Below are 14,104 nucleotides of genomic sequence, written 5' to 3'. Positions count from 1 at the left end.
CTACCGCGCCTCCTGGTCGCTGTCCGGGACCCGCGCCGCCCACATCGGCAGCCGCTCCGTCCCCCGCCGGCCTTCCCCCACTGCCTGAACGGCGTGGGAGGTGCCCCCACCGTTCCGCCGGGCCGGCCGTTCGTTCTGACCGCGCAGCGCGGTGTGCAGCCCGTCCCACAGCGTGCCGTCGGTCCGGTCGCGCGGATCGGGGTCGATCAGCACCACACCGATGACCGCGATCCGCTGGTCCGCGAGCTGCCGGGCCACGGTGTGCAGCCACGCGGCGCTGCCGTGCCCGGCCCGTACGACGAGCACGGTCCGCGTGCCGAGGTACTGGAGGTCGGTCCACGCCGTGCCGGGCGCCACCGAGCCGACGCCGAGCCGGTGTCCGTGGTGCGGCACGGCCACGGCGTCCTCGCCGCCGACCACGCTCGGATCGCCCGGCTCCCGGCGGCCGTTGGCCAGCTCCTGGCCCGGCAGGCCGTCGACGACGACCACGGGCTCGTCGGCCGCCAGCGCCCGGGCGACGTCCAGGGCGATCGCGCCCGTGGTGCGCGCACAGCCCAGTTCCAGCAGCGACACCGGTTCCGCGCAGCCGCGCACGGTACGGGCCAGGGTCGCGGCGAGCCGCCGGTGTGCCGCCCGGCGCCTGCCGCGCCGCCACAGCCACACCGGCCCCCGGGGGGTGCGGTGCAGCTCCGCGACGACCGAGGCCCCCAGGTTCGCCGCGATCTCCCGGCGCAGCACGGGGCGGTCCGCCACCACCGAGCCGACCGCGGCCACCGCGATCCCGAGGACGAGCCCCAGGACGAGGCCGACCACGCCGTTGGTGACAGCGGCCTTCGGCAGGGAGTGCCGCACCGCGCGCGGCCCGTCCACGATCTGCGTGCCCGCGACGAGCCGGGGTGCGCCGGTGCGCGCCTCGGCGGCGCGCTGGTCGAAGTCGGCGATCCGCGAGTTCAGCTCGGCCCGGCGGGCGTAGAGCGTCTCGATACTGGCCGACGCCTTCGCCCCGCCCGACTGCGCCCGGTCCCCGATCGCCTTGTTGACCTGGGCGAGTTCGTCCCGCATCCGGTCACGCTGGTCGAGGAGCGCCTTGGCCTCGGCCTTCGCCGCCTCCTGCATCCGCCGGACGTGGTCCGCCACGAACGCGTCGGCCAGCGCCCTGGCCCGGGACACCGCCTCCGTGTGGCTGGACGCGGTCACGTCGATCTGCATCAGGTTGTTGGTGAGGCCGGTGCCCCGGTAGTCCCGCATGAAGTCCTCGGGCTTCTCGGGGGACTTGAGGGACTGGAGGGCCTTGCCGGCGATCCGGGTGGTCCCCAGGAGCGCGACATCGGTACGCATCAGCGTTCCGGTGTCGTTGGGCTGGTCGGCCTGGTGGGTGACCAGTACCTTCGCCACGGCGGCCGGGGGCGGCGGCCTCAGGACGGCCATCATCGCGCCGGCCAGCAGCCCCAGCAGCGCCAGGGACGTCCAGAGGCGGCGGCGTCTGCGGACCGCCGCCACCAGCGACTGGAGGTCGAAGAGCGGGGTGGCGTCCGGCGCCTGCGAAGTCCTGCTCGTCACACCGAACCCCGCTTCGCGTCGTCGCCCACGGGGATCACCGGGGCGGTGGGCCGTGGCGGAGGAGTAGTGGTCCGCACCGGACGGGCCCGGACCGGGCGGGCGACGACGACGCCGACCACCTCGTGCTCGGCGTCCGCGCACGCCTCGGCGACACCGGCGAGGTCCTCCGCGGTCCAACCGCCCGCGCCGACCACGACCAGGGCGCCGGACTCGGTGCCGCGGTCCGGCACCAACGGCTGGGACACCGAGACGGCCACCACCCGCAGCAGCGGACCGCTCTCGGCCTCGGCGACGAGCTCCCCGGCCGCCAGGCGGGCGGTCTCGTCGCCGTCCGGGACGACGACCAGCAGCCGCCGCGGCGCCGGCAGCCGGTCCCGCAGGCGGACGCACACCCGCCGGTAGCGGATCCGTCTGCCCACCTCGTCGTCGGACATCGGCGGATCCGGCATGTCCCACCGGCCGTCGAGGCCGAGGAGCCGGCGGATCCAGGTCCGCGGGCCACGGCGCCGAGTCGGCGGCGCGGCCCGTTCGCGCGGTACGTCGACGGCGCCCAGCAGCGTCGAGCCGAGGGCCGCGGCGATCTCCCCCTCGGTGCGCAGCCGGCGGTTCACCCGGGCGGCGGCGAGATGGCCGACGACCGCGAGCACGAGGAACAGCAGCGCCCCGGCGACGGTGAGCTGGGTCCTCGTCGGCGGTGCCTCGCCGGTGGGGCGGGCCGCCGGGCCCATCACGACCAGGCCGGCCTTGCTGGTCGCCGGGTCGGCCTGGTCCAGCTTCTTCATGGCCTCCTGGAGCGCGGTGCGCAGCTTCTCCAGTTCGGTGCGGACCTGCACGCTCTCCACGGTCTGCCCCGGGTCGGCGGCGTTGGCCAGCTCGCTGATGCGGCGGTTGGTCTTCTCCACCTTCTGCCGCAGCGCCTCGGGCCCGGCCGCCGCGTCGGGGTCGCTGTCGTCGCCCGCGATCCGCGCCGCGAACGCGACGAACTGCTGGGCCAGTTGGTCGGCGAGCCGCTGCGCGCCCTCCGGGGTGTCGGCCGTCCCCGAGATCTTGATGATGTTCCCGTCGGTGACCTTGGCGCTCACCCGGTCCCGCAGCCCGGTGCCGCCGCCCCGCCAGCGGAGCGTGGTGGCCGCGCGGTCGACCACCGCCGAACTGGTCGCGATCTCCGCCTGGGTCAGCAGCTCGCGCTCCTCCCACTGCCCGGGCAGCAGCACCGACGCCGACGCCGTGTACCGCGGGGGGAAGAACACCGCGCTGCCGTAGCCGACGAGCGCGCCCACCACCGCGAGGACGGCGAGCAGCTGCCAGCGCCTGCGGAACATCCGCCCGATCGTGACCAGGCGTATCGTGTCATCGCTCAATGGCGCGGCCTCCTCGCCGTTCGTACGGGGCCGTCCACCGACGCCGGAGTGCGCCGGCCGCAGGCGACGGCGTAGGCGGCGAGCAGCGAGGCCTGCGAGTTCCGCCAGGAAAGCTCCCCGCCGATCCGCTCCTGGCCGGTCCTGCCCATCCGGGCGCGCCGGTCGGGGTCGTCCAGCAGCAGCGCGATGAGCCCGGCGAACGCGGCCTCGTCGTTGGCGGGCGCGTAGAGAGCGGCGTCACCGGCGGAGACCCGCGCCTCCTTCAGGTCGAAGGAGACGATCGGGCGGCCCATCGCCATGTACTCCAGGACCTTGTTCATGGTCGACACGTCGTTGAGCGGGTTGCGCGGGTCGGGCGAGAGGCACACGTCCGCGGTGGACAGGTAGCGCACCAGATCGGCGTCCGGCACCCGCCCGGTGAACTGCACCTGGTCAAAGAGCCCGAGCCGCCGGGACAGCTCCACCATCGCGTCGAAGGCGTCGCCGGATCCGACGAACACCGCGTGCCAGTCGGTCCGTCCGAGCTCGTCGCGCAGTTTGGCCAGGGCCCGCAGGGCGTAGTCGACGCCGTCCTGGGGGCCCATGACCCCGAGGTAGCACAGCAGATGGGGCTTGCCGCGCTTCAGCTCCGGTTCGGGCGGCACCGGCTGGAACCGGTCGGTCTGGGGTGCGCTGCGCACCACGAACACGTCCGCGGGCCGCCGGCCGCCGCGGCGCACCGCGACGTCCCGGTAGCTCTCGTTGGTGGCGAGCACCACGTCGGCGGCCCGGTACGTCCACCGCTCCAGGGCGCACACCCCCCGGTAGAGCAGGTCCTCGCCGCGGTCGAACCGGGAGAGGTACAGCTCGGGCACCAGGTCGTGCTGGTCGAAGACGAACCGCGCGCCGCGCCGCTTCAGCCACAGCGCCGGCAGGAACAGCAGGTCCGGCGGGTTGCAGGCGTGGACCACGTCGACCGGGCCGACCTTGCGGGCCAGCCGGACCGTGTGCCACAGCGCGGTCGCGTACTCCCGCAGATAGCCGGCCGGTCCTCCGGTCGCCGCGCGCAGCGGGTAGCGGTGGATCCGCACGCCGTCGATCTCCGCCTCCGCCTCCGTGTCGCGTCTGCTTCCCCGGGGGCAGATGACGTGCACCTCCCACCCCGCGTCGCGCAGCGTCGTGCACTCCTGCCACACCCGCCGGTCGAACGGCACCGACAGGTTCTCCACCAGGATCAGGGCGCGCCTGGCCGGCCGGTCGCCACCGGCCGTGTCGTCGCGCGAGATGTCACCAGGCAAGGCCCACGTACCCCGGTTCGGCCCGGCGCGCCTCGGCGTCGGGAAGGCGGACGAGGTCGACGATCATCGGGCCGTCGCCGTGGGGCAGCGCCGCGAGCACGGCCGGGTCCCTGGTCCCGACCAGGCACACCTCGGCATGGGCGAGCACCTCCTCGACGGAGTCGGCGAGCAGTTGCGCGAGGTGCGGCAGCCGCGTCTCGATGTACTCGCGGTTGGCGCCCATCAGCCGGGAGAGGCTGACGTTGGCGTCATGGATCTTCAGGTCGTACCCCTTGCCGAAGAGCCGCTCCGCCAGCTCGACGAGCGGGCTCTCGCGCAGGTCGTCGGTGCCGGGTTTGAAGGAGAGCCCGAACAGGCCCACCCGGCGTCTGCCGGTGCGCTCGACCAGGTCCACCGCCCGTTGCAGGTGGTCGGAGTTGGAGGGCAGCACATGGGCGAGGATGGGCACCGAGACGTCGGCCCGCCGCGCCGCGTGGACCAGGCTGCGCAGGTCCTTGGGCAGGCAGGAGCCGCCGAAGGCGAAGCCGGGCCGCAGATAGGCGGGGCTGATGTTCAGCTTGCGGTCGGCCAGGAACACGTCCATCACCTGGTGCGAGTCCACGCCCAGCGCCTGGCACACCGCGCCCAGCTCGTTGGCGAAACCGATCTTGAGGCCGTGGAAGGCGTTGTCCGCGTACTTGATGGCCTCGGCCGTCGGGATCGGCACCCGGAACACCTCGCCGGGCAGGCCCTCGTAGAGCGCCGCCACGGCGTCGCCGCCGGCCGGGTCGAGCTCGCCGATGACGGTCTTGGGCGGGTCGAAGAAGTCCCGCACGCTGGTGCCCTCGCGCAGGAACTCCGGGTTGACCGCGACCCCCACGTCCACCCCCGCCGTGCCGCCGACGTATTTCTCCAGGATCGGCACGAGCAGGTTCAGACAGGTGCCCGGCAGCATCGTGCTGCGGAAGACGACGGTGTGCCGGCCCCCCTGCTTGCCCCCCTCGGCCAGCACGGCGCCGATCTGCTCGGTGACCCGTTCCAAGTAGGTGGTGCACAGGCTGCCGTTGGGCTCCGATGGCGTACCCACGCAGACCAGCGACACCTCGCTGCCCATGACCGCCTCGCGGACGTCGGCGGTGGCGCGCAGCGCTCCGCTGCGCACCACCTCGGCGGTGAGTTCACCGATCCGCTCCTCGACCACCGGGGCCCTGCCGTCGTTGACCAGGTCGACCTTCACCTGGTTGACGTCCACCCCGATGACCTCGTGCCCCAGACTGGCCAGGCACGCGGCCGACACACAGCCCACGTAGCCGAGCCCGAAGACGCTGACTCTCATGCCCCGTCCCTCCCCCCACACGAGCCCCTGCGGCCCGCGGTCGGCGCGCCGGCGTGTCGTACTCCGCCGCGCATCAGTAGGCCCCCTGGCCGTAGAGCACCGCCCGCAGGGTCTTCCACAAGATCACCGTGTCCAGGGCGAGCGACCAGTCCTCCACGTATCGGAGGTCGAGCCGGACCGCCTCCTCCCACGGCAGGTCACTGCGTCCGCTGATCTGCCAGAGGCCCGTGAGCCCCGGTTTGACCAGCAGCCGCCGCCGGATGTCCGGGCCGTACGCGGCGGACTCCTCCGGCAGCGGAGGCCGCGGGCCGACGAGTGACATGGAGCCGGTCAGGACGTTGAAGAGCTGCGGGAGCTCGTCGAGCGAGTACCGGCGCAGCACCGCGCCCACCCGGGTCACCCGGGGGTCGCGGCGGAGCTTGAACAGCAGGCCGGCGCCCTCGTTGCGGTCGGCCAGCGCCGCCCGCGCCCGGTCGGCCCCGGCCACCATGGTGCGGAACTTGAGGATGGTGAACTCGCGGCCGTCCTTGCCGACCCGGCGCTGGCGGTAGAACACCCCGCCGCGGCTGTCCGCGAGCACCAGGACGCCGACGAGCACCATCAGCGGCGCGAACACCAGCAGCAGGAGCGCCGCGCCCAGCCGGTCGACGACTTCCTTGACCGCCCGCCGGCCGCCGGTGAAGGTCGGCATGCTGACCCGCAGCAGCGGTATTCCGAGCACCGCGTCGACGTGCAGCCGAGGTCCGGCCACCTCCATCAGCACGGGGGCCACGACCATCTCGGCGTCGCTGCCCTCCAGGTTCCAGGCGAGGCGCTGCAAGCGGTCCGGTGACCAGTGCGGATCCGGGGTGACCGCGACGACGCGGTAGCCGTCGCGGCGGACATGGCCCGCGACGTCCGCCAGTTCGCCGACGACCGGCACTCCGTCCAACTGGCCGCCGTCGAGGCCGAGTCCGTCCGTGGTGCACACCGCGTCCACCCGCCAGCCGAGGTGGGGGAACTTGCGGGTCCGGGCGATCAGGTCGCGTACGGTGGCGGGGCTCCCGGCCGCGAGCACCGGCCGCAGACACCGCCCTTCCTTGCGCTGCTTGTGCAACCCCAGGCGCAGCAGGTACCGCGCGGTCATGGTGACGATGCCGATCGCGGGAATCGCGACGAAGATCCAGAGCTTGATGTTGCGCGAGGTGAGGGCGATCCCGCCGAGCGACAGGACGACGGCCGCCGTGAACAGCGCGCGCCCGAGCCTGCGGAACTCCTCGGCGCCCTGGCCGAGCACACCGGGAGCCCACGCCCGGCTCACCGCGAGCGCTCCCAGCACCAGCAGTTCGGTGCCGAAGGTGAGGATGCCCCACTTCTCATGCCAGTTGGCCGCGTCCCGGGCCCCGAAGAAGGCGCCGATCGCCGCCACCACGAAGGCGGTGGCGAGGGTGTCGCTGGTGATCACGGTACGGCGGTACCGCTGCTCCCAGTCGGTCGCCGGCCGGCTGACCGCCTCGTCCGCCAGCGGTCTTCGCGCCGGCGGAAACGGTCTGACTAGTCCCCCCTGCCGCACAGGACCCCCCAGGTCAGCAGTGGTTGGACGTGTTCGCCTAACACTGTTCCTCCCCCCGGGAGGCCCCCGCCTCCCGCACTGTGTCTCCCCACGGGAGGCCCACGCCCCCCGCGCATGACATCCCGGCTATTCAGTGCTGGTTGAACGACAAACCCACCCTGCGGCAGCGGACTCGTAGGCCCTGCCGGCTTCTCGACCCTCACCGGAACCCGTCGAAACCCCAGGTGCTCCCCACACCCGGGGCCCCCTCTCGGGGTGCCAGGAATTGATCACCCCCATGTCCGGCACGGGGGCGCGACTGACCGCCGCTGTCCGTTGCGCCGGACCTATTGATCATTATTGGTTGCCTCGTGCCCGAGGGGCTGAAGCACGGACAATCTAGACCATGGGAGCCGGTATGTAGAGGGGATGTGTGTAATTCGTGCTCAACCTTTCCCCGGGCCGGTCGGCCCTTGATCACTTACCGGTGTGCGGGATCGGGTGCCCGGGGCGCACGTGACGACCGGACCGGCCCGCGGAGGCCGGTTCTGCGGTGTTTTCCGGGGGAGTTGGCCCCATCGGGAGACGCGAGGCCGGTATATCTCCCGGGTGGGAAAAAGAGATACGGCCGCGCAACTGTGGCCTGTTTCCGCTGGGATGACGGAGGAAAACGGAACGGCATCTTGACGGCGGGCCGCTCGTCGGTTACCCCTCACGTGGGGGTGGTGCGACCGGCGATGTCCGAAAGGACAATGCCGGTTCGGAAAAAGTCACGCCCGCCGCACTCCGGCGCTGGGCACACCTCGAAGCCAGGACCGTGACAGCGGGGGTTTTTCTCCGCGTGTGCAGGGGTGTGCCGCTCGGCGCGCGGTTCAGCCGCGAGGCGGGGGGCCGATGATGTGCTCGGCGAGTTCCCGGGACGCGGTGACGGCCTGGCTGCCCGGGCGGGTGGCACCGGCGGCGAGCAGTCCGTCGACGACGAGGAGCAGCTGGTCGGCGGCGAACTCCGGCCGCTCGTGCCCGAGTGCGGCGAACTCGTCGGCGAACAGGCGGTGGACCGTGCGCCGGTAGCCCCGGGTCGCCTCGTGTGCGGGGTGCTCCGGGTCGCAGAGCGCGAGGTCGGCGGCGAGGTAGCGGCAGCCGGGGAAACCGGGTTCGGAGGCGGTCCGGCCGAGCCGGTCCACCACCGCGAGGAGCCGGGCGCGCGGGTCCTCGCCCGCCGCGGCCATGGTCGTACGGTACCGCTCCTCGTCCTCGGCAGTGCTGCGGCGCAGCATCTCGGCGATCAGCCCGTCCTTGCCCCCGAAGTGCTCGTAGAGCGAACGCCGGGCGACCCCCGCCGCCTTCAGCAGGGCGTCCACGCCGACGCCGACGCCCTGGCTGTACGTCAACTCCTGGGCGGCGAGCAGCAGTCGCTCGCGGGGGCCGGGCTTGGTGGAGGTGGTCATGACGTGATTGTGGCAGCTCTTGACGCGGTAGAACAACCGGTCTATCTATTGACCCGGGACGCGTAGACCGAACGGTCTACTTCTGCCGAGGAGGACCCATGTCCACACGCACCACCGCCGATGTCATCGCTCGCTTCAACCGCGCCTTCACCCACCGCGAGGCGCACCTCCTGGGCGACTTGATCGCCGACGAGTGCGTCATGGAGAGCGTCCAGCCCGCCCCGCGCGGGGAGCGGGTCGTGGGCCGCGAGGCCTGTACGCGGTGGTGGACCGCGCTCGTCGAGGACCACGGCTCGCGGTTCCGTCCGCAGGAGGTGATCGTGGCGGGCGAGCGCGCCACCATCCTGTGGGACTACCGGTACGGGGACGGCCCCCACGACTGGGTGAGCGGCGTGAACGTCATGCGCGTGCTGGACGGACGCATCGTCGAGGCGCTCGGCTTCAGCAAGACCGCGGGCGAGGTGCCGCCGGCCACGGAGCCCGAGACCGCGTGAACCTCGCACGGCGAGCGCCCGCACCTCTGACCGCCCCGCGCCCGTACCTCGACGGCGGCCTCACGCGTGGCGCGTCCCGGTCAGTCGCGGACCGCCGTGGCCGGGGGCCGGACGGCCTCCTCCAGGGTGGGGACCAGGCGCAGCGCGGGCGCCAGGCCCGAGAGCGCCAGGATCCGCAGGGTGAACGGGTGCGCGCACACCACCGTGAGGCTGCCGTGGCGGGCGCGCACGCGTCGGCGGGCCGAGCTGAGCAGCCGTAGGCCGGAGCAGTCGAAGAAGGTGACCGCGCTCAGGTCGATGACGACCTTCGGCTCGTACGGCGCGGTCACGGCCTCCAGATGTGGGACGACCTCGGCGGCGGTGGCGATGTCGATCTCACCGCAGAGGGCCAGGACGGTGTGCCCGCGCATGCGGTAGACGCGTGACGGTGGAGCGAAGTCCGGTAGGACGGCGATCATGTGCTCACCTCGGTGGAGGCGATCCGCCCGCCCGGAGGCCGACGGAGGAGAGAGTACGGGGGAGTGGTGCGGTGGAACGGTGGGGACGTCCGGCCGCGCGTGTCGAGAACCGGGGCCTCCGGTGTGTGCATGCCCGGCCCAAGTGGCCATTGAACATTACGCGTTGGCATATGACCGATCTCTTGGCCGATCCGCAGTTGCCCGTCCGGCCCGGTCCGAGACTCAGGAACGGCCGTCGGCGCGCTCGTCCGGACCGCGCCGCACGCCCAGCAGATCGTCGATGCCGGCCTTGATGCGTTCCGGCGTCACCCCGCGGCCCGCCGTCAGGTGCTCGAAGAGGCTCGGGACGAAGGGGGCGAGCAGCAGATGGGCCAGCATCGCGATGTCCGCCTCGGGCCGCGCCGCGCGCAGGAGCATCGACACATGGGTGTGCAGCGTGGCGTACACCGCGGTGGTGTAGCGCGCGCTCGGCGAGGCGGCCTCCGCCATCTGCATGATCTCGCGCTGCTCCACGATCCGGTCGGCGAGCGCGTGCAGGAAGGCGCGCAGCCGCTCGTCGGGCGGGGCGCCGGGGCCGAGCGGCGGGGGTCCGGAGAGGAAGGCCTGCTGGAAGCGCTGCTCGCTGTCGTCCATGAGGGCGAACAGGAGCTGGCTGACGTCGCCGAACCGGCGGTAGACCGTACCGACGCCCATGCAGGCGGCGTGGGCCACGGCGTTCATGGTGACGGCCCGCGGCCCCTGCTCCGCGACCAGCCGGGCCGCCGCGTCCAGGATCTTCCGCCGGTTGCGGGCGGCGTCCGCGCGCTCCGGCGGGTCCTGGCCCGTGACGGAGAGTTCGATGCGGGTCATGGTCCCGAGGCTACCGGATAACTATCCGCTTCGATCGCAGGAGCGCGGGCGGGGAGCCGGGGCGACCCCTTGCAAAGTGGATTCCTATCCGCTTTACTCATGCCGAGGGGAACCGGATAGCTATCCACTTCTCCTCCACGCTCTGTTTACGATCTCTGCTTGGGAGGGGCCTCGTCATGAGTGCCAAGGTCGCGGTCATCTACTACTCGTCCACCGGGAACGTCCACCAGCTCGCCAAGGCGATCGCCGAGGGGGCGGAGAAGACCGGCGCCGAGGTCCGGCTGCGCAGGGTCCCCGAGCTCGCTCCGGACGCCGCCATCGACTCCAACCCGGCCTGGCGCGCGCACGTCGAGGACACCAAGGACGTCGAGGTCGCCACGCTCGACGACCTGGAGTGGGCGGACGCGTACGCGCTCGGCTCGCCGACCCGTTTCGGCAACATCGCCGCGCAGCTGAAGCAGTTCATCGACACCACGGGCGGCCTGTGGCAGCGGGGCGTCATGGTGGACAAGCCGGCCACCGGCTTCACCAGCGCCATCAACACACACGGCGGCAACGAGTCGACGACGCTCGCGCTGTACAACACGTTCCACCACTGGGGCTCGATCATCGTCTCGCCCGGCTACACCGACCCGGTCGTGTACGGCGCCGGCGGCAACCCGTACGGCACGGTCCACGCGGGCTCCGGTGCCGTCTCCGAGGGGACGCTGGAGGCGGCTCGCTACCAGGGCGAGCGTCTGGCGAAGATCGCCGCGCGCCTCCAGGCGGGCACGCGCTGACCCCTCGTGCGCACGTCCCGGGGCCCGGCCGCAGCGACGGCCGGGCCCCGGCGCGTACCCGGCCGCGACCGGTCCCGCGTCCGGCGCGAACGGACTCCGGCAACGGCCGTGCGGCCCGCGGACGTTAGGTACGGCCCCGCAGGGGCACCCGTACCAACCGACCGTACGCGCAGTCGGAGTTCGGAGGTACAGCCATGGGTCTCGGCGGATGCATTCTGCTGATAGGGATCGGAGCGATTCTCACGTTCGCGGTCGACTGGCACGTCCAGGGCATGAACATCCACGTCGCGGGGCTGGTCCTGATGGCCGTCGGCATCATCGGAACGGCCGCGTACGTGAGCATCTTCAAGCGCCGGCGGCTCCAGGCCCCGCCGCCCGCCGCGGCCGTGGTCGAAGAGGACCGCCGCTACTACTGAGCATCCCCGGAGGCGCGGAGGGCGTGGAATGGAAGAACTGTCGAAGAACGTGACGACCGAGTCGACGGGCCTGGTGCAGGCGGCTGTGCTGGCCCTCGACTGCGCCGAGCCGGAGGCCCTGGCCGAGTTCTACGCCCGGCTGCTGGGCGGCGAACCCCCGGCCGAGGAGGAACGCGGCCGGGAGCGCATCGAGATCACCGGCCGCGGCGGTACGAGGATGGCCTTCCGCCGCGACCACGGCGCGGCCCCCAACAGCTGGCCCCGCCCCGACGACTCCCAGCAGGCGCACCTGGAACTCCTGGTGGAGCGGGCGCAGATGGACGCGGTGGAGCGACAGGTGATCGCGCTCGGCGCGCGCCCGCTGGACACCAAGGACAACGGCGGCCCGTACGACAGGCGGCTCTACTCCGACCCGGCGGGCCACACGTTCTCGCTGCTGAGCCAGTAAGCCAGATCCCAGAACTCCGCCTCCCGAAGAGCGAGCGCCGCTCGGCGGGCAGGCGGCCCGGGAGACGGCGGACCGGTGGCGGCCGCCTTCGACCCGTTCGCTCACGTCCGCGTGGCTACCCCGCAACCCTGGCCCATCCTGTCGCCCATGGACGTGCTGCGGTCGTAGGGATCGATCGTGCGCCCATCACCCGACGCGGCATCCCGTCGCGCTCCGAAGTCCGGAGTGAAGTAGCCGTTCGGGTCGCCGCAACCGCCGTTCGTCATGTTCATCTTGTACGAGACCAGGGAGAACGTCCCCGCCTTGGTGATCACCTTGGTGGGATCGTCCCAGTCCACCACCACTTCGCGCCGCACGATCGTCCGCTCGACGTCGCTGCTGCCCGAAGCCGCGCGTACGACGGGGTACACGTACGTGACGTCCGTGGTCACCCGCAGCGCGCCGTGGTCACCCTGCTGGAAGGTCATCCGGCCCCGCGTCTTCACCACGTCGCCGACGAGACGTGTACGTGTCTTGTCGAACCGGCTGAACAGCAGCAGCGGGTCGTTCGACCTGCTGGGCGTGCGGAAAGCCGCTGACAAGTAGTCCTGGACATCCCGCTGTTCCGGATTGATCCAGGCGATGGCCCTGGCGGGGTGGTCGCCCCGCAGCACCCCCGGGTCCAGACTGGCGGCGACGAGGAAGTCCCGGGTGTGCCCCAGGGCCGCCGCCACCTCCTCCGTACTCATCCACCCGGTCGCCCTGGCCGGGGGCACCGAGATCCCCGCCGCGCCGTCGGCCCACTGTGCCGCGGGGGACCCCCGGAACGGTTCGTCCAGCGTGGGCCGATCCGCTGCCCGCGTGGGCGGTGCCTGGGAGGGGCGGCTCGTCTCCGCGGCGAGCGGTGTGTCCGCCGACTCGTCGCCGGTGAACAAGTCGACCACCCGCCCCGGAAACAGCGCCACGGCCAGCAGGGCGAGCGAGGCGAGGAAGCCGACGAAGTACCACCCCTGCCTGCCCCGTCGCCGCCGGTCGGGCGCGTAGCCGCGCCACACCTCCTGCGCCGTGGGCTGCTTGGGCAACCGCCCGGCCACCATGCGGGCCCGCGCGGACGGCTCCTTGGGAGCGTCGGACACCCCCTGCGTCAACTCGCGCTGAAACCGCTCCCACTCCTCGTCGGGCACGGCCGAGCCGTCACCCTGATCCCCCACCACACCCACGCGAACATCCCCACATCCACCGCCGCCGGGCCCTCCCCGGCAAACCCGCCCATGATTGCACGGGGAGCCCTGGCGCGGTGCTTCGGTATGCGCAGGCACAGCGGTGCGGCCGGAAAGCGTTCACAGGGCGCCGGCTCGCCGCCTCACCTCCGCCAGAACAGGTGGTGCACCACTCCGCTCGGGCTCGGCACCACCTCGAGGTGGAAGCGGTCCCGCAGCTCGTCCGGGGACTCCCACAGCCGGAGGCCCGAACCCATGCGCAGATGCGGCGACACCGCCACGTGCATCGTGTCCACGAGGTCCGCGTCGAGGAACTGCCGGACCGTCGTGACCCCGCCGCCGAGGCGGACGTCCTTCCCCTGCGCGGCCTCCCGCGCCCGCGCGAGCACCGTCGCCGGGTCCCCGTCCACGAAGTGGAACGTCGTGTCGGACAACGTGAACGACGGCCGTTCGTGGTGCGTCATCACGAACACCGGCGTGTGGAACGGCGGCTCGTCGCCCCACCAGCCGCGCCAGTCCTCGTCCTCCCAGGGACCGCGCTGCGGACCGAACTTGTTCCGGCCCATGATCTCCGCACCGATGTTGTGCGCGAAGTCCCGCGTGAAGTAGTCGTCCAGGCCCCGGCTGCCACCGGGATCGGTACGCCCCGGCCAGCTCGCCGTCGCCCCCGCCCAGGCGAACAGGTCACCCGCGCGGGGCAGGCCGAACGGGTTCTCCAGGCTCTGGTCCTCGGCCGCACCCGCGCCGATCCCGTCGCTGGAGACGTTGAAGTTCTGGACCCGCAGTAGCTGAACCACGTGATACCTCCTGCTGTTGGCGATACCCATGTGACTGGTCGGCCCCGCCAAACTCATCGGTCCTGGCGCGCCGGCGCCCCGACCGAGACACCGGCCACCCCGGCGGAGGTACCCGGACGGCCCCGGCGGAGGTACCCGGACCGCCCCGGCCGGGCGCCCGGCCACCGCTGAG

14 protein-coding genes are annotated in these 14,104 nt (G+C 72.5%); 4 read left to right on the top strand and 10 right to left on the bottom strand.

The genetic code is table 11. The features are described from left to right. The 6 genes from ABZ404_RS24080 to ABZ404_RS24055 form a co-directional block, all read right to left on the bottom strand. Positions 1-1,560, bottom strand: coding sequence for a Wzz/FepE/Etk N-terminal domain-containing protein (locus tag ABZ404_RS24080; RefSeq protein ID WP_358831281.1), 1,560 nt, complete (start codon positions 1,558-1,560; stop codon positions 1-3). After that, positions 1,557-2,921, bottom strand: a complete 1,365-nt coding sequence (locus tag ABZ404_RS24075; protein WP_358831280.1) for a Wzz/FepE/Etk N-terminal domain-containing protein — start codon at positions 2,919-2,921, stop codon at positions 1,557-1,559. Before ABZ404_RS24075 ends, ABZ404_RS24080 begins: the two co-directional genes overlap by 4 nt. Next, positions 2,918-4,198, bottom strand: a complete 1,281-nt coding sequence (locus ABZ404_RS24070) for a glycosyltransferase family 4 protein (RefSeq protein ID WP_358831279.1) — start codon at positions 4,196-4,198, stop codon at positions 2,918-2,920. The genes ABZ404_RS24075 and ABZ404_RS24070 overlap by 4 nt, the downstream gene beginning before the upstream one ends. After that, complete coding sequence (locus tag ABZ404_RS24065; protein ID WP_358831278.1) at positions 4,188-5,513, bottom strand: nucleotide sugar dehydrogenase; 1,326 nt, start codon at positions 5,511-5,513, stop codon at positions 4,188-4,190. The genes ABZ404_RS24070 and ABZ404_RS24065 overlap by 11 nt, the downstream gene beginning before the upstream one ends. 73 nt (positions 5,514-5,586) lie before the next feature. Continuing rightward, complete coding sequence (locus ABZ404_RS24060; protein WP_358831277.1) at positions 5,587-7,065, bottom strand: sugar transferase; 1,479 nt, start codon at positions 7,063-7,065, stop codon at positions 5,587-5,589. 851 nt (positions 7,066-7,916) lie between these two features. Next, a complete protein-coding gene (locus ABZ404_RS24055; RefSeq protein WP_358831276.1) occupies positions 7,917-8,492 on the bottom strand; it encodes a TetR/AcrR family transcriptional regulator in 576 nt (191 codons plus the stop codon). A gap of 98 nt (positions 8,493-8,590) precedes the next feature. Here ABZ404_RS24055 and ABZ404_RS24050 point away from each other — a divergent pair, with 98 nt between their 5' ends. Continuing rightward, positions 8,591-8,986, top strand: coding sequence for a nuclear transport factor 2 family protein (locus tag ABZ404_RS24050; RefSeq protein ID WP_358831275.1), 396 nt, complete (start codon positions 8,591-8,593; stop codon positions 8,984-8,986). Positions 8,987-9,066: 80 nt separating this feature from the next. Here the strand turns inward: ABZ404_RS24050 and ABZ404_RS24045 are convergent, their stop codons facing one another. Then, positions 9,067-9,444, bottom strand: coding sequence for an STAS domain-containing protein (locus ABZ404_RS24045; protein ID WP_358831274.1), 378 nt, complete (start codon positions 9,442-9,444; stop codon positions 9,067-9,069). A gap of 222 nt (positions 9,445-9,666) precedes the next feature. Further along, positions 9,667-10,293: a helix-turn-helix domain-containing protein gene (locus tag ABZ404_RS24040; RefSeq protein ID WP_358831273.1), complete on the bottom strand. Its 627-nt coding sequence runs from the start codon at positions 10,291-10,293 to the stop codon at positions 9,667-9,669. Positions 10,294-10,469: 176 nt separating this feature from the next. On the opposite strand from ABZ404_RS24040, the gene wrbA reads away from it, so the two are divergent. The 3 genes from wrbA (at position 10,470) to ABZ404_RS24025 (ending at position 11,936) form a co-directional block, all read left to right on the top strand. Continuing rightward, entirely contained in the window at positions 10,470-11,072 is a 603-nt protein-coding gene (wrbA, locus tag ABZ404_RS24035) for an NAD(P)H:quinone oxidoreductase (RefSeq protein WP_358831272.1), read from the top strand. Between the two features lie 194 nt (positions 11,073-11,266). Further along, a complete protein-coding gene (locus ABZ404_RS24030; protein WP_358831271.1) occupies positions 11,267-11,488 on the top strand; it encodes a hypothetical protein in 222 nt (73 codons plus the stop codon). A gap of 28 nt (positions 11,489-11,516) precedes the next feature. Beyond that, positions 11,517-11,936: a VOC family protein gene (locus ABZ404_RS24025; RefSeq protein WP_358831270.1), complete on the top strand. Its 420-nt coding sequence runs from the start codon at positions 11,517-11,519 to the stop codon at positions 11,934-11,936. A gap of 101 nt (positions 11,937-12,037) precedes the next feature. Here ABZ404_RS24025 and ABZ404_RS24020 read toward each other — a convergent pair whose 3' ends face one another. Both ABZ404_RS24020 and ABZ404_RS24015 read right to left on the bottom strand, forming a co-directional pair. Beyond that, positions 12,038-13,135, bottom strand: coding sequence for a hypothetical protein (locus ABZ404_RS24020; protein WP_358831269.1), 1,098 nt, complete (start codon positions 13,133-13,135; stop codon positions 12,038-12,040). Positions 13,136-13,278: 143 nt separating this feature from the next. After that, on the bottom strand, positions 13,279-13,932 hold the full coding sequence (locus ABZ404_RS24015) for a dihydrofolate reductase family protein (protein WP_358831268.1): 654 nt from the start codon (positions 13,930-13,932) through the stop codon (positions 13,279-13,281). Positions 13,933-14,104 lie beyond the last annotated feature (172 nt).

This window comes from Streptomyces sp. NPDC005878, from assembly GCF_040629815.1.
Taxonomy (GTDB): Bacteria; Actinomycetota; Actinomycetes; order Streptomycetales; family Streptomycetaceae; genus Streptomyces.
This window is presented reverse-complemented; position numbering and strand designations above follow the sequence as displayed.